The following is a 16,554-nucleotide window of genomic DNA, read 5'->3' on the forward strand; positions in this document are numbered from 1 at the left end:
TCTTATGCGCTGCTCTCTGTCAGGTGGTCATGCGCAGGATGGGCCATGCAATGCCCATCCGCGTCATGGTCGTGATCGTGATGGTGCTGGTAGAGCGCGAAGGCCCCGCCGGTGCCCAATCCGAACAATGCGCGGTATTCGGGCGCCTCGGAGACAATCGCGGGTGTGCCCTGACAGCAGATATGCCCGTTCAGGCAGATCACCCGATCAGAGGCGGACATCACCACATGCAGATCATGGCTGACGAGCAATACGGCACAGCCGGTCTCTCGGCGCACCTCCTCGATCAGCCTGTAGAAGGCCGCGGTCCCCGGCTGGTCGAGCCCCTGGGTCGGCTCGTCAAGGATCAGCACATCGGGCTTGGCCAGAAGCGCCCGCGCCAGAAGAACGCGCTGCAGCTGCCCGCCCGAGAGCCCCGAAAGCGGGCGCTTGCCGATATCCTCGACACCCACGCGGGCCAGAGCGGCCTGCGCGCGCGCGTTGCTGATCCGTTTGGGCAACGACAGGAAACGGCGCACAGTCAGCGGCAGGGTCGCATCGATATGCAGCTTCTGCGGCACATAGCCGATCACCAGATCCGCGGCCTTTACCACCTGCCCTGTGGCCAGCGGTGCCAGCCCGATCAGCGCTTTCACCAATGTGGATTTTCCCGAGCCGTTCGGCCCGACCACCGTGACGATCTCGCCGCGTTGAATTGTGAAATCAACCGCTTGCAGGACAAACTCATCCCCGTGCCGCACGCCCACATTCTCGGCGCGGATCAGACTGTCAGGCCGCATCGTCGGGCGCTTTCTGGGCACAGCGCGGGCACAGCCCCACCGCCTCGAGAGAGGCGCGCTCGACCTTGAAGCCGATCCCCGCCGCCGCCCTGTCCAGCTCCGCACGCACCGCCATGCCCGGAGCCTCGGCTACGGCATCGCAGCTCTCGCAGATCAGGAACACCGGCGCATGCTCCTCGCCCGCATGCAGGCAGGCGATGAAGGCATTGAGCCTGCGTATCCGGTGCACCAACCCGCTGTCACATAGGAAATCGAGCGCCCGATAGGCCACGGGCGGCTGTTTGCCATAGCCCTCATCCGCCAGACGCTCGAGCACCTCATAGGCGCCCATTGCGCGATGTTCCTCGAGCAGGATCTCCAGAACCCGCCGCCGCACGGGGGTCAGGCGCAGCTTCTGCTCGCTGACCAGCGCCTCGGCGCGCGACATCGCATGGCCGGCGCAATGGTGGTGGTCATGGGCCTCGAAAGCATTGGCGGTCTCGTTGTGCGGATGGGGCATGTTATAGCATCACATTCCTGCTTGACTTGTTAGGCTATTACATAAACAACACGGCCCGTGAAAACAAGTTTGTCCGGAAGGAACCACCCATGACCCGTATGACGCTTCGCTTGGTCGCGACCCTTGGTGCCGTGACGGTCCTGCCCGCATTGGCGCAGGCCGATGTCCCTGCCGTCGTGACCGGCACACCGGTCGTCCAATCGCTTGTGGCGCAGGTCATGGGAGATCTGGGTGCGCCGGATGTGCTGCTCGACAAGGGCGCCGATCCGCATAGCTTCCAGCTGCGCCCGAGTCAGGCCCGCAGCCTGCAGAATGCCGATCTGGTGTTCTGGATCGGGCCGGAGCTGACCCCGTGGCTGGACCGCGCCATCGACACTCTGGGCAGCGCGACCGCAATCTCGCTCCTACATGCCGACGGCACGATCCAGCAGCAATTCGCAACCCCGGAACTGGTGCCGGATGAGGACGCGCATGATCACGACGCGGAGCATGGCGACGAGGCGCACGATCACGAAGACCATGATCATGACCACGACCATGATGCGGCCCATGCAGAGCATGAGCATGCGGACGAACACGGGGAAGAGCATCACCATCATTCCGGCCTCGATCCCCATGCGTGGCTGAACCCCGATAATGCCGAGATCTGGCTGGATATCATCGCCAAGGACCTGTCCGAACAGGACCCCGAAAACGCCCAGACCTATGCCGCCAATGCCAAAGCGGCGATCGCAAGGCTCAAAGAGCTTGATGCGGATCTGGCCAACCAGCTTGCGCCCGCCAAAGACAAACCCTTTGTCGTTTTTCATGCCGCTTATGGCTATCTGGCCCAGCATTACGGGCTCGAAATCGCGGGCAGCGTCAATGCGGGTGATGCCGCAACCTCGGGGGCCGCGCATCTGCAGGAATTGCACGACGCCTTTGCCGCAGGTCATATCATCTGCGCCTTCCCCGAAGCGCAGCATGACCCCAAGCAGATCCAGATCCTGCTTGATGGCACGGATGTGAAGCTTGGTGGTGCGCTCGACCCGTCGGGCAGCTCGCTCGATTATGGTCCGGATCTCTATGCCACCCTGATGTCGGATCTGGCGGATACGCTGAGCGATTGCCTCGTGGCGGAGTAAGGCCTTGCCCCCGCGTCCTGCCCATGTTTTCTAGGGCAGGATCAAGGAGGACGGTATGACGGAATGGCTGGCGGGCGCATTGGATGGCGCCCGACTACATCTTTGGGACGATCAGGCCCAGACACCGCAGATCAGGGCGCTCGACGGTGCCGATGCGCAAACGGTGATCGCGCAGGAAATGGACCGGCTCGGGGCCGAGCGGGCGGCGCTTGCGGGCGCGGAGGGGGCGGTGCTGCGCATCCCGTGCAAACCCGCCCGGCCCGAGGGATCGGCCCATCAGTTGCGGCTCCTCCCCAAGCTGGTGCAGGACCATCCCGCCTGCGAGGTCACGCCGCGCGAGGTGGCGCTGATTGCTGGCCTTCTGAAAGCGCGTCCGCAATTCGACGGGGTTGTCGCCATCACCGGAGAGACTACGCTCTGGGCGCAGATCTCGGCGGAAGAGGTGGTTTCGATCACCCGCACCGCGACGGGACGGCTTTTCGCGGCGCTTGGCGGGGGCCACCCCCTGCCCCCCGATGCCGCGTTCGAGGCCGCACTCTCCGAGACCCGTGCCCGCCCCGAGCGACTGATGCGCGAGTTGGCGCAGCCCATGCCCAAGGCGCAAAGCCTGCTGGGCGCGCTGATCGGCGCCGAGCTGTGCGATACCAAACCATGGTGGCTCGGGCAGCAGGTTCTGGCCTTCGGGCCTTTCGCAACCGCGCTGAGCCATGCATTGTCGCTACAGGGTGTCGCCGCCACCGAAGGAGCCGCCGAACAGGCGGTTCTGGCAGGGCTGCGCAGCTATCTGGAATGAACGGATCCCCGAAATGACAACCTTGCCGCCGCTGGCGCGTATCCTGTCCGAGAATGCCGCCCAGTTGGGGCTCAGCCGTCCTGCGGCGCTCTGTCTGGGCGCAATCTGGCGCGCGGCGCAGAACCCTTCGGCGGAGGATCTGGTGACCATGCTCGGGATCTCGCGCTCCAATGTCTCGACCGCGCTGAAGGAGCTGCGCGAGATCGGGCTGGTTCAGCAGGCCCGTAGCCCCGGTTCGCGCAGGGATTTCTATGTGGCCGATGCTGATCCTTGGGCGCTTCTGCGCAAGATGATGATCGAGCGCCAGCGCAAGACCTTCGAGCCGCTGGCCGAAGCACTGACTGCCGCTTCAGGCGAGGATATGCGCCTGCCGGAACTTGCCGGGGTTGCTGCACAGATGAACGCCTGGCTGCGCAAGCTGACCGCACTCGACCCCGAGATGCTGTCCAAAGTCACAGCAGCCGATCCCGAAAAGGCGCTGAAGAAAAAGAAGAAATCTTGATCGGCTCAGCCATTTAATAGGTGCCGAAATCATTATAGGGAGTGTCAAGCGCGATACAGGCATAAGCCTCGAGAAGCGCCTGACGCGTCTGGTCCGTTTCTTCGACAAAGCGGAAGTCCATTGCCCGTATACGGGCCTTCGCCGCGCTGAAGGCCTCTGCATAATCGGGCCGCAAGATCAGATCCGCACGACCTTCGCCTTTGCGGTAGCTGGCTTTGTGCCCGACCGATTCAGCCATCAATTTCCATGCAAAAGAAGCTTGGTTATGGCGTGCAGCTGGCCCGCAATGAAGACGATATCGATACGATATACGGTTCGACCGCCCAACATATAGCGGACGATCGGCTTCGCTGAATAGGTAAACACCACTGCGCGGCGTACCCTGATGAGACGGGGCGACACCCCGCAGGGGCTGCATCGCCATCAGTCGTTCAAAAGACGGATGCAGTTCCTCGATAGCAGAAGAAAATCGTGGATGCATCGCTATCTCCTCCGCGCTTTACATAAAGCGACGGGGCCACGCGGGCCCCGTCTTGATCAGCGGTCGGTCTGGATATCGAAGCCCAGATGTTTCGCCACGGCGAAGATGTCCTTATCGCCACGCCCGCACATATTCATCACGATGATATGGTCCTTGGGCAGGGTCGGTGCGAGCTTGATCACATGACCCAAAGCGTGGCTGGGCTCAAGTGCGGGGATGATCCCTTCGGTCCGGCAGGAGAACTGGAACGCCTCGAGCGCCTCCTTGTCGGTGATCGAGACATATTTCGCGCGGCCGATATCATGCAGCCAGGCATGTTCCGGACCGATGCCCGGATAGTCCAGCCCTGCCGAGATCGAATGGCCCTCGAGGATCTGGCCATCATCATCCTGCAAAAGATAGGTGCGGTTGCCATGCAGCACGCCCGGACGTCCGCCGGTGAGCGAGGCGCAATGCTCCATCTTCTCGTCAACGCCATGGCCACCGGCCTCGACGCCGATGATATTGACCGATGCATCATCAAGGAAGGGGTAGAACAGGCCCATCGCGTTCGAGCCACCGCCAATGGCCGCGATCACGGTATCGGGCAGACGGCCCTCGCCCTCCTGCTCGGGCAGTTGCCAACGCACTTCCTTACCGATGATGGACTGGAAATCGCGTACCATCGCGGGATAGGGATGCGGGCCAGCGACGGTGCCAATGCAATAGAACGTGTCGCGCACATTGGTCACCCAGTCGCGCAGTGCATCGTTCATCGCGTCTTTCAGCGTGCCGCGGCCCGAGGTGACGGGGACCACTTCGGCCCCCAGAAGACGCATACGGAAGACGTTGGGTGCCTGACGCTCGACATCGGTCGCGCCCATGTAAACGACGCATTTCAGGCCGAATTTGGCGCAGACTGTGGCCGTTGCCACACCATGCTGACCGGCACCCGTTTCCGCAATAATACGGGTCTTGCCCATGCGGCGCGCCAGAAGGATCTGGCCCAGCACGTTGTTGATCTTATGCGCGCCGGTATGGTTCAGCTCGTCGCGTTTGAGGTAGATCTTCGCGCCGCCCAGCTCTTCGGTCATGCGGGGCGCGAAATAGAGAGGCGACGGGCGGCCAACGTAATTCTTCCACAGATCGTCCATCTCGGCCCAGAAGGTCGGGTCCACCTTGGCGCGCTCATATTCGGCCTCGAGATCGAGGATCAGCGGCATCAGCGTCTCGGACACGAAGCGCCCGCCGAAAATTCCGAACCGGCCATTGTCATCCGGCACATTCATGAAGCTGTTGATCAGATCGTCGGCCATGGACCTCTCCCTTATGTTTGCTCCCGTTTAGCGCCGGATGGCGCGAAGATAAAGCGCCGCGTGACATGGGCAATAAAAACGGCGCGAGGTTGCCCCCGCGCCGCTTGTTTGTGGATGCTGTCGGATCACTTCTGATCGGGCAGCGCGTAGGCGATCACATAATCCCCGCGGTCAGGCGACTGGCGTGCGCCACCGGCCGAGATGAGGATATATTGCTTGCCGGTCTCGGGCGAAACATAGGAGATCGGGGTTCCCTGGCTGCCAACGGGCATACGGGCTTTCCAGATTTCCTTACCCGTCGCGCTGTCGAATGCGCGCAGATAGTAATCCTGCGTTGCCGCGAAGAACACGAGGCCGCCTTGCGTCGTCAGCGAGCCACCGATGGTCGGCATGCCGATGGGCATGGGCATGCCCATCTTCATCCCGAAGAGCACGGTGTCCTTGACGGTGCCCAGCGGCACTTCCCAATTCACTTTCTGGGTCTTCATATCGACCGAGGTGAGCGAGCCGAAGGGCGGTTCCTGACAGGGAATACCCAGCGGCGAGAGGAAGCGGTTCTTCATCACCGAATAGGGCGTGCCCTTCAGCGGCACGGCACCCATGCCCGCATTCACGGCTTCCGAGCCGTTCGACGCCGCTGCCTGACGTTCCTGCGGTTCCATATGGACCCAGAGCCCCAGACGCATGTCGTTGATATACATGGTGTCTGCGGTCGGGTCATAGGAAACGCCGCCCCAGTTCATGCCACCCAGCGAGCCGGGGAAGGACAGCGAATAATCGGTGCCCGGCGCGGTAAAGAGACCCTCATAGCGATAGCCTTTAAAGATATAGCGGCACATCAGCTGGTCGAAGGGGGTAGCGCCCCACATATCGGCCTCGGTCAGGGTCTGCGCCCCGATCTGCGGCATGCCCGAAGACACCGGCTGTTCCAGCGCATAGGGCTCGTCGGGGATGCCCGCGCCCTTCACGGTTTTGGTGGTGACATCGGTCAGCGGCTTGCCGGTTGCACGGTCAAGCACCCAGATCTGGCCCGCTTTGGTCCCGAAGGTCAGCGCGGGCGTGCCCTTGAAGTCGATCAGCGTCGGCTGCATCGGCACGTCGAAATCCCACAGGTCGTGATGGACGGTCTGATAGACCCATTTCTCGGCACCAGTGGTCGCATCGAGCGCCAGCATGGAGGCGCCGTATTTCTCGTCTTCCGGCGTGCGTTCCACGCCCCAGAGGTCGATTGCGGCATTGCCCACCGGCATGAAGACGGTGTTCGAGGACGCATCATAGGTCATCGGCGCCCAGACGTTGGGGGTCGAACGGGTGAAAGCGGTTTCATCCGTCATCGGCCCTTCGATGGTCTGTCCCTTGGCACCCGGGTCAAAGGCCCAACGCATCGCACCCGTCATGACGTCGAAGCCACGCATCACACCGCCCGGCATGTCGATGGCGACGTTATCGGCCACACGGCCCCCGACCACGATGGTCGTGCCCGCGATCACCGGCGGCGAGGTCAGCGAGTAGAGCGGGCCCTGTGCCGCGCCCAGACCCTGCTTCAGATCGACCTTACCCTCGGTGCCGAAGCCCTCGCAGAGCGCGCCCGTATCGGCATCAAGCGCCACCAGAACCGCGTCGATCGTGTTCATCACGATGCGGCGTTGGCAGTTGGTGGCCCCCTCCGGCAGAACGGCCGGCAGAATCTGCGTCGCGTTCGGTGCGGTCGGCTGCTGGATCGGCGCGGTGGCGTCGAAATAGCCCAGGCCACGGCAGCGCACCCAGGTGCGGGTATCGGTCGGGAATTCGTGGCGCCAGTTTTCCTCACCCGTATCGACATTGACCGAAATCACGGTATTGGAGGCGGTGCACAGATAGATCTGGTCCCCGATCTGCAAGGGCGTGTTCTGGTCTTCCAGACCACCACCATTGGGGCTATTGGGGATTTCACCGGTACGGAAGGTCCACGCAACCTGCAGGTCTTTCACGTTGTCGCGGTTGATCTGGTCGAGTGACGCGAAGCGGTCCTCGTTGCCATCCGAACCATAGCTGGACCAGTCGAGCTGACGGGTAGCATCTGTCACCGGCACCTGACCGGTCGCGGCCACCGAATTATGGATGCCATGCGGCTGGAACATGCCCCAGACCAGACCGATGATCGCGATCAGCGCGACCACGGCCACACCCAGATTGGGCGCGGTCAGCGGCTTGCGGCCCGCGCGTTTCAGCGCCAGCGGTTGCACCAGCATCAGCACGAAGAAGGCGCAGAGGAAGGTGAAGATACGCGCATGCAGCGCCCAGAAATCAACGCCGGCTTCCCAGAAAGCCCAGAGGATGGTCAGGGCGAAGGCGATGGTATAGACCAGTGCGCCTTTCGAGCCGCCACGCGCCAGTTCGATACCGGTAACGAGGACGGCCAGACCCATGAGGAGATAGTACCAGCTGCCGCCGCGCGAGATCAGCATGCCGCCACCGATGGCAAGGCCAAGGCCCGCGACGGCGAATGCAACCCCGAGAACGATCAGTAGGGCCTTGGCCCAAGCCGATACGGAGGTGTTCGAGTCAGTCATTGATCAGGTTTCCCTTAGGAGGAGGTCGGAACCCGCGCGCCCTTCCCGTCTTCCCACCAGCCCCGATGAAAGCTGTGACAAAATGCCATCGTGCAAATCCGCGAAAGATCACGCTGTGTAACAATGGCGCTAGTTAACAGCTTTGTGCATCCGGTCCAGATTTGTTATCCGATGAAACAATTCGGATAATCCGATCAATCTGTCAGCGCCTTGACACCTTCATAGAGCAGATCACTCAGCGCCTTGGCCTCGACGGGCGGGTGGTCGACATTGCCCAGCATCAGATCGAGCCGCACATAGCGGCGGTGATCGACCTCTGTTTCGAGCGCGATCAGGCGCTTGGCCGCCAGTTCCACTTGCACCTTGTGCAGCGGCAACCAGCCGAAACAGACCCCCTGCCGCACCGCCTCGATCGCACTTTCCACCCCCGAGACATACCAGATCCGGCCTTCGGTCACTGGGGGCTCGGGGCGTTCGTTATCGCGTTCACGCACGATCACCCGCAAATAGCGCACAAGATCGTTGTGGCGCAGGGCACCTTTGGCCTGCGCCAGAGGATGGTCTGGCCGGGCCACGGGTGCCATCAGCACCTCGTAGAGCGGGCGCCCTTCCATGCGGCGCGGATCGGGCAGACAGATCGCCAGATCGAACCTCTGATCCTCGAGCGCCGAGGCATAGGTCCGCTCGACCTCGCGCAGATCGATCCGCGTTTCGGGATAGCGCGCGATCACCTGCGAGATGGCCTGCATCAGGAGCGGCTTTGGGAAAAGGCTATCGACAACGATGCGCAGATCACGCTCCGCTTTGCCCGCGATCTCGGCCGCGCGGGCCTCGATCCGGCGCATATCCTCCAGCACCGGCAGGATCTCGGCCAGCAGCACCTTGCCGGTCTGTGTCAGCACGGCCCGCCTGCCCTGCACCTCCATGATTGTCACGCCCAGATTGTCCTGCAGCTTCGAGATGGCATAGCTGACCGAAGACTGGCTGCGTGACAGGATATGCGCGGCATCGGCAAAATTCCCGCATTTCACAACAGTTTGGAGAACGCTCCATTGCTCGAGCGTTGAACGCGGGATGGAATAGCTCATGCGGGGCCTGCTGGTTGCGCGGTCGACATGCCGCCGGACTGTCGCCACGGCAATCTAGCGTCCTCTGGCCGGATCGCAAGACCGGTTTCAGCACGCATGACGCCCATCAAAAAGCCCCCGCTTTCTGGAAAGCGGGGGCGGGATAACGTGCGGGCGGTTAGCGCAGGATGCGGCCGATCCGCGCGATGCCCTCGTCGATCTGTTCGTCGCTGGCACAGGAATAGCTCAGCCGCAGCGTGTTCTGGCCTGAACCATCGGCATGGAACGCCCCGCCCGGAACAAAGGCCACCTTCTCGTCGCGCACGGCTTTCGCCAGAAGCTCGGCGCCGTTCAGCTTGGGGTCGAATGTCAGCCAGATGAACATACCGCCCTCGGGGCGGGTGAAGCTGACCGAAGCCGGCATCTCGCGCTCGAGCGCGGCAATCATCCGGTCGCGGCGGGAGGCATAGACTGCTTTGATCTTGGCCACATGCTCGTGGAAGATCGCGCGGGCAACATGGTTGGTCACGATCTGGTTGAGGGTCGGCGAATGCAGATCGGCGGCCTGTTTCATCAGCACCAACCGGTCGATCACAGGCTTGGCCGCCACGACCCAGCCCACACGCAGGCCCGGTGCCAGGGTCTTCGAGAAGGAACCGCAATAGATCGTGCGGGTATTCTCGATGCCGCCTTTACGCTCGATATCGAGTGCGAGAATCGGAGGGATCGCCTCGCCATCGAAGCGCAGGTTCTGATAAGCGCCATCCTCGATGATCGCGCAATCGAGCGCCTCGGCCTGATCGAGCACACGCTCGCGGCCCTCGCGCGGGATGGTCTCGCCGGTGGGGTTGGCGAAATCGGCCGAGAGATAGGCGAACTTCACCTCGCCGCCGGCGGCTTTGGCCTCGGCTTTCAGCGTCTCGGGGTCGATATTCGACATCGGATCGAGCGGGATGTAGCGCGGCTCATAGGCATTGAACGCACCGAGCGCCCCCAGATAGGTCGGGCGCATCACGGCGGCAGTATCGTTCTCGGTCAGCATCAGCTTGCCAAGATAGTCGAGCGCCTGCTGCGAGCCGGAGGTGATCATGATATTATCGACCGCGCAAGGCACGCCGATCTTTTCCATCTCGCCCACCAGCCATTCGCGCAGCGGACGGTAACCTTCGGAGACCGAATATTGCAGCGCCGCATGGCCGTTATTATCGGCCATCGTCGCGGCAAAGGCGTCGGAATAGGCCGTGCTCGGGAACAGGGTCGGGTCGGGAATGCCGCCCGCGAAGGAAATGATATCGGGCTGGTCGAGAAGTTTCAGCAGCTCCCGGATCTCCGAGGCTTTCATCCGGCCCGCGCGGCGTGCGAGCACTTTCGTCCAGTCCATTTTACGTCTCCTGCGTCTCGTCCGGGCGCGCACTGCCCTTACAGGCCGCCCTTTTTCACTTGTTACCCTTCGGGTCCGTGCAGCGTTAGCGCCTAACGTAACCCTTCGCAAGACGGGCAAAGGTGAGATGATGCACAGAAAACCTACGCATCGGTCATAAAAACGAGAGCAATATTACAAACAGGGCGCTACGGACGCAAAATAATTTCCACGTCCGCAGCTTTGGGTTGATCAGGCCTCGCTTGGCTCGGGGATATAGAGCGCCCCGCCCTCGCGGAATTTCTCGGCCATTTTGTCCATGCCCTCCTGCCGCTGCGCCTCGGCGCGGATGTCATGGCTGATCTTCATCGAACAGAATTTCGGCCCGCACATCGAGCAGAAATGCGCGACCTTATGGGCCTCGGCCGGCATGGTCTCGTCATGCATGGACCGCGCGGTATCGGGATCGAGCCCGATATTGAACTGGTCCTCCCAGCGGAACTCGAAGCGCGCACGGCTGATCGCGTCATCGCGCCGCTGCGCACCCGGATGGCCCTTGGCAAGGTCCGCCGCATGAGCGGCCAGCTTATAGGTGATCACGCCCGTCTTCACATCGTCACGGTCGGGCAGGCCCAGATGCTCTTTCGGCGTCACATAGCACAGCATCGCGGTGCCGAACCAACCGATCATCGCGGCGCCAATGGCGGAGGTAATATGGTCATATCCCGGTGCGATATCGGTGGTCAGCGGTCCGAGCGTGTAGAAAGGCGCCTCGTGGCAGTGCTTGAGCTGCTCGTCCATATTGGCCTTGATCTTGTGCATGGCCACATGGCCCGGCCCTTCGATCATCACCTGACAGTCCTTGGCCCATGCGATCTTGGTGAGTTCCCCCAGCGTGCGCAGCTCGGCGAATTGCGCCTCGTCATTGGCATCGGCAATCGAACCGGGGCGCAGGCCGTCCCCCAGCGAGAAACTCACATCATAGCGGCGGCAGATATCGCAGATCTCGTCGAAATGCTCGTAGAGGAAGCTCTCGCGGTGATGATGCAGGCACCATTTCGCCATGATCGAGCCGCCGCGCGAGACGATGCCGGTGACGCGCTTTGCGGTCATCGGGATCATATGCAGACGCACGCCCGCATGGATGGTGAAGTAGTCCACCCCCTGCTCGGCCTGCTCGATCAGCGTATCGCGGAAGATCTCCCAAGTGAGATCCTCGGCCACGCCGCCCACCTTTTCGAGCGCCTGATACAAAGGCACCGTGCCGATCGGAACCGGCGAATTGCGGATGATCCAGTCGCGGATATTGTGGATATTGCGGCCCGTCGAGAGGTCCATCACCGTGTCCCCGCCCCAGCGGATCGCCCAGACCATCTTCTCGACCTCTTCCTCCATCGAGGAGGTCACCGCCGAATTGCCGATATTGGCGTTGATCTTCACCTTGAAGTTACGCCCGATGATCATCGGTTCCAGCTCGCGGTGGTTGATATTGGCGGGGATAATCGCGCGGCCCTCGGCAATCTCGGTCCGCACGAATTCGGGCGTCACCAGATCGGGGAGGGTCGCGCCCATCGGGTCACCGTCGCGCGTATAGGCGGCCATACGGCCCTCGTTCTCGCGGATCGCCACAAACTCCATCTCGGGAGTGATGATCCCTGCGCGCGCATAGGCCAGCTGCGTCACCGCGCGGTCACCCACGGCCCGCAGCGGCGGGCGCAGCACGGGGAACGGCGCTACCAGACGGTCGCCCTTGGCGAAACCGTTATCGGCATCGGTAGTGGCGCGGCCCTCGTATTCCTCGATCTCGCCGCGTGCCTGCAGCCAGCCGCCACGGGTCTCGGGCAGGCCTTTGGCGATGTCGATCCGGGCGGCCGGATCGGTATAGGGCCCCGAACTGTCATAGACACAGAGCGCCTCTTCATTCGAGATCTCGATCTCGCGCATGGGCACGCGCAGCGCGTGGATATTGCCTTCCTTATGCACCTTGCGCGAACCAATCAACGCGCCTGTGGTGATGGTCGGGATGATGTCTTTCATGTCGGTCTCCTCTTACGAAAAGACCCAACCAAAAACTGCGAGGGAATAGGCCACAGCTGACCCGGAAATGGGCCAGAGCGGCCCGAAAGGACCGCCCATGAGACATGGATGCGGAATTGCCCTTCGGTCTTCCTACGCCAGCATCAACTGGGTCAGGTTCAAAGGGTCGCGTCACCGGAATTTCTTCCAATCAGCCTCTCAGTCCCTTGGGCGGGACTCCCCTGACGTGGGTGCAGACTTGCCGAAAATCGAGGCGGCGTCAATGGGCCTCTGCGGGGGCCTTGCGGGTTTCCCCGCCGCGAAATGGACCAGTGCGGCGGGGAAAGGGGTCAGACCTGTGCCAGAGGGCGCGCGGTCCGCGGACTGTTCTGTCCGAAATGTTCGGCTAGGGCATCGACAACATAATCGGCCATCGCCTGACGGGTCTCCTCGGTGCCCGAGCCCAGATGCGGGGTGAGGATCAGGCGCGGATCATCGATGAAGGCCTGCGGCACCTGCGGCTCGTGCTCGAACACATCAAGCGCAGCCCCCGCCAGCCCGTCACGGGCCATGGCCTCCAGAAGCGCGGCCTCATCGACCACCGGCCCCCGCGCCACATTGACGAGGAACCCGCGCGGCCCCAGCGCCGCGATCTCTGCGGCGCCAAAGGAATGGCGCGTCTCCTCGGTCAGCGGACAGGTCAGGATCACCAGATCGCAGGCCTCGGCCAGTGATAGGGCGCTTGGATGATAGGTATACTCCACGGGCTTGCGGTTCGGGCCCTGATAATGGATGCGCGCCCCCATGGCCTCCAGCCTGCGCGCCAGCGCCTTGCCGATCGTGCCGAGCCCGACAATTCCCACATCCATTTGCGAGATCGAACGTCCGAGTTTGTATTGCGGCTGCTCGGGCCATTTTCCTGCCCGCACGAAGCCATCCGCCTGCACCAGATCACGGGTGACCGCCAGCGCCAGCCCGAGGGCGGCATTGGCCACATCCTCGGCCAGAATATGCGAGGTATTCAGGAGTTTGATGCCACGCGCCTTGACGGCCGGCACATCGACATTGTCGAGCCCCGCGCTATAGCTTGCGATAACCTCCAGATCGGGCAGCGCATCGAGAAGCGCCTGATCCACGATGGTCTTACGCAGCGCAAGCCCCCGCACGCCCTTGCCGTTTTGCGCAAGCCATGCCGCAGCATCCCTCTCCGGCAGAATGCGCAGATCAAACAGCTCTTCCAGCTCGGCGCCGGTGGTCTGTGGCAGTTTGGCAGCTTTCAACACAACAGGTTTGGTCATCATAATCTCCATGGACGAAGGGGCCCGCAGCATCCCGCAGGCCCTTTTGTAAATGCTCTCAGCCCTGCGCGCCGCTCTCGACACGTTTGATCGGGCCCATCACGAAGGCAAAGAGGATCGCTGCCACAAGGCAATGCGCGGCCACGAAATAGAGCCCCACGGTATAGCCGCCCGTCACCTGCACGGTGTAACCGAAGACGATGGGGGTGATAATGCCTCCCACATTGCCGATGCAGTTGAAGATCGCACCGGCCAGACCCACAGCCTCACGCGGCGCGGTATCCGAGATCACGGCCCATGTGCCCGAGCCTGCGGCCATGCCCTTGCCGAAGAAGGCAAGCCCCATCAGCGCCACGATCATGATGTTGGAGTTGCTGAACGCCGCCAGAACGATAGAACACCCGATCAGCATACCCAGCACATAGGGCGTCTTGCGGCCCCGCGACACGCTCCAGCCATTGCGGATCAGCGCATCCGATACCGAGCCGCCCGTGATGCCGCCGATAAAGCCCGCGATGGCCGGAAGCATGGTGGCAAAGCCCGCCTCCATGATGTTCATGCCCCGCGCCTGCACCAGATAGATCGGGAACCATGTGATGAAGAAATAGCTCAATGCGATGGTGCAATATTGCCCGATATAGGCGCACCAGAGCATGCGGTTGCTCAGCAGCAGCCCGAACATACGCGCCGAGGCTTTGGGGCGGTTGGTCAGCTCGCGCTGGCTGTCGATATCGACCATCGCGCCGCCCGCTTCCATCAGCTCCAGCTCTGCGGCATTCACGCCCCGATGCTCGCGCGGCGGCTTCATGAATTTGAACCACACGACCGCAGCCAGAAGCCCCACCACACCCAGCGTGAAGAAGGGCACAGGCCAGCCGAAGCTCTGCACCAGCCAGCCCGAGATCGGCGAATAGATCGCGACCGCGAAATAGGAGGCCGAGGCAAAGAGCGAGGTGGCAAGCCCCCGCTCCCCGCGCGGAAACCACATCACCGCGACACGGGCATTCGCCGGAAAACTCGGCGCCTCGATCAATCCCAAGGCGAAGCGCAGCACGAAAAGGAGCCCCAGCGCAACCGATAGTTCGGTGGTCACCTCGCCCACCAACCCCACAAGGAAGGTGGCGATGGACCACAGGACCAGTGCTACGCCATAGATCATCTTGGTGCCGAATTTATCCAGCAGCATCCCGCCCGGGATCTGTCCGATCACATAGGCCCAGCTGAAGGCCGATAACACATAACCCAGTTGCATCGGGCTGAGACCGAACTCCGCCTTGATGCCCGAGCCCGCGATCGACAGGATCGAGCGGTCGGCATAGGCGGTCGTCGCCAGAAACAGGATCAACCCCAGCATGTAGTAACGGGTATGCGTCGGGCGCGCGGCGCCTACGGCCACGTGCTCCGTAGAGCTCGAATACGTCATTGATGTCCTCCCGTGCGGCCCCGCAATGTGACCGCTCTCCAAACCGGCCGCAGGGTGCAGCGTAAAAGCTACGGGAAGCAGGCATCCTCATACCTGCGTCCCATCCTGCGGACCATCCTCCGAACCGGGCGTCCCCTCCTGCCCGTTCATTGCAGATAAACTGCGCCCTTGCCAAGCATGGGTCAACATTGATTAATATCGTCAATATGAAAAACTGGATGACACAAGAGGAAGCCAGCAACGCGCTGGGGGTTCGGCGGCAGACGCTTTACGCCTATGTCAGCCGTGGCCAGATCACGGTCCGCCCTGACCCCGAGACATCGGGGCGAAACCTTTATAATGGCGAGGATATTTCGGCTCTTCTCAACCGTCGGAGCCGCGGGCGCGGGCGGGCAAGTATCGCCACAAGTACCATGTCATGGGGCGAACCTATCATCTCGACGATGATCTCGACCACCGCGCAGGGCCGATTGTATTACCGTGGGGTCAATGTCGGAACATTGGCCGAGTCGGCGTCTCTGGAGGAGACGGCGCGGCTCCTCTGGGCGATGGACCGGCTGCCCGAATTCCCCGCAATACCCTCATATCCGGGCAATGCCGGTCGTGCGCGGGTTTTTCAGGCATTGGCGGCAGAGGCGGCCCATGCCATCCCCTCGGGCAGTCTTTCGCGCGATGCGCGGCACCGGACCATGGCACGGATCGTCGGGCTGGTGGCCGGAAACTTCGCCGATCTTCCGCAGGGCCCCGCGCCCCTGCACTTGCGGCTGGCTCAGGCATGGAACTGTGCCGACAAGGCCGACCTGATCCGCCGCACGCTGGTTTCGCTTGCCGATCAGGAGCTGACCAGCTCCGCCTTTGCCGCCCGCGTGACCGCCTCGACAGGGGCCTCCTTCGAGGCAGCGGCACTCTCGGGGCTGGGCGCGCTTTCAGGCCCGTTGCATGGGGATATGACATTGCGGGTGAAAGCCGTGCTCGAAGATGCCCTGCATCTGGGGATCGTCCCTGCCGTGAACCGCTGGATGAGCACCGGCGAGCCGTTGCCCGGGTTTGGTCACAAGCTCTATCCCCAAGGCGATCCGCGTGCGCGCGCCCTTCTGGGCTGTTTCCGTCCCAGCCCTGCGATCACCGGCCTGATCGCTCATGTGCGCGAGCGAACCGGTCAGGAGCCCACAATCGATGTGGCGCTCGCAGCACTTGCCGATCATTGCGCGTTGCCCGGTGATGCGCCTTTTGCGCTATTCGCGATTGCGCGGTCACTGGGCTGGCTCGCCCACGCGCTGGAACAGATCGAGACGGGCAGCCTGATCCGGCCGCGGGCGCATTATACAGGCCCCGCCCTGCCGATAGAAAAAGGCGCGCCGTAGC

General features: G+C 62.5%; 14 protein-coding genes and 1 riboswitch. Of the genes, 4 read left to right on the plus strand and 10 right to left on the minus strand.

Features of this window, described 5'->3' with window-relative positions:
• Positions 1 to 2: 2 nt before the first annotated feature.
• On the minus strand, positions 3 to 779 hold the full coding sequence (locus VSX56_RS05870; RefSeq protein WP_350935548.1) for a metal ABC transporter ATP-binding protein: 777 nt from the start codon (positions 777 to 779) through the stop codon (positions 3 to 5).
• Positions 769 to 1,278 carry a Fur family transcriptional regulator gene (locus VSX56_RS05875; RefSeq protein ID WP_339115019.1) on the minus strand — a complete coding sequence of 170 codons (510 nt, stop codon included), beginning with the start codon at positions 1,276 to 1,278 and terminating at the stop codon, positions 769 to 771. Before VSX56_RS05875 ends, VSX56_RS05870 begins: the two co-directional genes overlap by 11 nt.
• Positions 1,279 to 1,367: 89 nt before the next feature.
• Here VSX56_RS05875 and VSX56_RS05880 point away from each other — a divergent pair, with 89 nt between their 5' ends.
• The 3 genes from VSX56_RS05880 to VSX56_RS05890 are packed head-to-tail and all read left to right on the plus strand — an operon-like array spanning position 1,368 to position 3,697.
• Positions 1,368 to 2,402 (plus strand): zinc ABC transporter substrate-binding protein, encoded by a 1,035-nt coding sequence (locus tag VSX56_RS05880; protein WP_350935552.1) that lies wholly within the window; start codon positions 1,368 to 1,370, stop codon positions 2,400 to 2,402.
• Between the two features lie 55 nt (positions 2,403 to 2,457).
• The gene (locus VSX56_RS05885; RefSeq protein ID WP_350935554.1) at positions 2,458 to 3,195 is read left to right on the plus strand and encodes a 2-dehydro-3-deoxygalactonokinase; all 738 of its coding nucleotides are present in this window, start codon (positions 2,458 to 2,460) and stop codon (positions 3,193 to 3,195) included.
• Positions 3,196 to 3,208: 13 nt separating this feature from the next.
• Positions 3,209 to 3,697, plus strand: coding sequence for a GbsR/MarR family transcriptional regulator (locus VSX56_RS05890; protein ID WP_339115016.1), 489 nt, complete (start codon positions 3,209 to 3,211; stop codon positions 3,695 to 3,697).
• A gap of 13 nt (positions 3,698 to 3,710) precedes the next feature.
• On the opposite strand, the gene VSX56_RS05895 is transcribed toward VSX56_RS05890, so the two are convergent.
• From VSX56_RS05895 to VSX56_RS05930, 8 genes are all read right to left on the minus strand, one after another.
• Positions 3,711 to 3,935 carry a hypothetical protein gene (locus tag VSX56_RS05895; RefSeq protein WP_339115015.1) on the minus strand — a complete coding sequence of 75 codons (225 nt, stop codon included), beginning with the start codon at positions 3,933 to 3,935 and terminating at the stop codon, positions 3,711 to 3,713.
• A gap of 299 nt (positions 3,936 to 4,234) precedes the next feature.
• Positions 4,235 to 5,473, minus strand: coding sequence for a tryptophan synthase subunit beta (trpB, locus tag VSX56_RS05900; RefSeq protein ID WP_339115014.1), 1,239 nt, complete (start codon positions 5,471 to 5,473; stop codon positions 4,235 to 4,237).
• Positions 5,474 to 5,598: 125 nt separating this feature from the next.
• Positions 5,599 to 8,025: a membrane-bound PQQ-dependent dehydrogenase, glucose/quinate/shikimate family gene (locus VSX56_RS05905; RefSeq protein WP_349295732.1), complete on the minus strand. Its 2,427-nt coding sequence runs from the start codon at positions 8,023 to 8,025 to the stop codon at positions 5,599 to 5,601.
• A gap of 194 nt (positions 8,026 to 8,219) precedes the next feature.
• Positions 8,220 to 9,113: a LysR family transcriptional regulator gene (locus VSX56_RS05910; RefSeq protein ID WP_350935558.1), complete on the minus strand. Its 894-nt coding sequence runs from the start codon at positions 9,111 to 9,113 to the stop codon at positions 8,220 to 8,222.
• A 157-nt stretch (positions 9,114 to 9,270) separates the two neighbouring features.
• Positions 9,271 to 10,473 carry an aminotransferase-like domain-containing protein gene (locus VSX56_RS05915; RefSeq protein WP_349295731.1) on the minus strand — a complete coding sequence of 401 codons (1,203 nt, stop codon included), beginning with the start codon at positions 10,471 to 10,473 and terminating at the stop codon, positions 9,271 to 9,273.
• A gap of 231 nt (positions 10,474 to 10,704) precedes the next feature.
• Positions 10,705 to 12,489 (minus strand): phosphomethylpyrimidine synthase ThiC, encoded by a 1,785-nt coding sequence (gene thiC, locus VSX56_RS05920; protein ID WP_350935560.1) that lies wholly within the window; start codon positions 12,487 to 12,489, stop codon positions 10,705 to 10,707.
• A gap of 112 nt (positions 12,490 to 12,601) precedes the next feature.
• Positions 12,602 to 12,722: riboswitch (TPP riboswitch) on the minus strand.
• Positions 12,723 to 12,818: 96 nt separating this feature from the next.
• Entirely contained in the window at positions 12,819 to 13,766 is a 948-nt protein-coding gene (locus tag VSX56_RS05925; RefSeq protein WP_350935562.1) for a 2-hydroxyacid dehydrogenase, read from the minus strand.
• 58 nt (positions 13,767 to 13,824) lie between these two features.
• A complete protein-coding gene (locus VSX56_RS05930) occupies positions 13,825 to 15,189 on the minus strand; it encodes an MFS transporter (RefSeq protein ID WP_350935564.1) in 1,365 nt (454 codons plus the stop codon).
• Positions 15,190 to 15,407: 218 nt separating this feature from the next.
• On the opposite strand from VSX56_RS05930, the gene VSX56_RS05935 reads away from it, so the two are divergent.
• On the plus strand, positions 15,408 to 16,553 hold the full coding sequence (locus VSX56_RS05935) for a citrate synthase (RefSeq protein WP_350935567.1): 1,146 nt from the start codon (positions 15,408 to 15,410) through the stop codon (positions 16,551 to 16,553).
• Position 16,554 lies beyond the last annotated feature (1 nt).

The sequence above is a fragment of the Thioclava kandeliae genome, from assembly GCF_040297545.1.
GTDB lineage: Bacteria > Pseudomonadota > Alphaproteobacteria > Rhodobacterales > Rhodobacteraceae > Thioclava > Thioclava kandeliae.

Coding starts and splice junctions, on each gene's coding strand:
- VSX56_RS05870 (WP_350935548.1), bottom strand. CDS start 779: ATGCGGCCTGACAGTCTGATCCGCGCCGAGAATGTGGGCGTGCGGCAC.
- VSX56_RS05875 (WP_339115019.1), bottom strand. CDS start 1,278: ATGCCCCATCCGCACAACGAGACCGCCAATGCTTTCGAGGCCCATGAC.
- VSX56_RS05880 (WP_350935552.1), top strand. CDS start 1,368: ATGACCCGTATGACGCTTCGCTTGGTCGCGACCCTTGGTGCCGTGACG.
- VSX56_RS05885 (WP_350935554.1), top strand. CDS start 2,458: ATGACGGAATGGCTGGCGGGCGCATTGGATGGCGCCCGACTACATCTT.
- VSX56_RS05890 (WP_339115016.1), top strand. CDS start 3,209: ATGACAACCTTGCCGCCGCTGGCGCGTATCCTGTCCGAGAATGCCGCC.
- VSX56_RS05895 (WP_339115015.1), bottom strand. CDS start 3,935: ATGGCTGAATCGGTCGGGCACAAAGCCAGCTACCGCAAAGGCGAAGGT.
- trpB (WP_339115014.1), bottom strand. CDS start 5,473: ATGGCCGACGATCTGATCAACAGCTTCATGAATGTGCCGGATGACAAT.
- VSX56_RS05905 (WP_349295732.1), bottom strand. CDS start 8,025: ATGACTGACTCGAACACCTCCGTATCGGCTTGGGCCAAGGCCCTACTG.
- VSX56_RS05910 (WP_350935558.1), bottom strand. CDS start 9,113: ATGAGCTATTCCATCCCGCGTTCAACGCTCGAGCAATGGAGCGTTCTC.
- VSX56_RS05915 (WP_349295731.1), bottom strand. CDS start 10,473: ATGGACTGGACGAAAGTGCTCGCACGCCGCGCGGGCCGGATGAAAGCC.
- thiC (WP_350935560.1), bottom strand. CDS start 12,489: ATGAAAGACATCATCCCGACCATCACCACAGGCGCGTTGATTGGTTCG.
- VSX56_RS05925 (WP_350935562.1), bottom strand. CDS start 13,766: ATGACCAAACCTGTTGTGTTGAAAGCTGCCAAACTGCCACAGACCACC.
- VSX56_RS05930 (WP_350935564.1), bottom strand. CDS start 15,189: ATGACGTATTCGAGCTCTACGGAGCACGTGGCCGTAGGCGCCGCGCGC.
- VSX56_RS05935 (WP_350935567.1), top strand. CDS start 15,408: ATGACACAAGAGGAAGCCAGCAACGCGCTGGGGGTTCGGCGGCAGACG.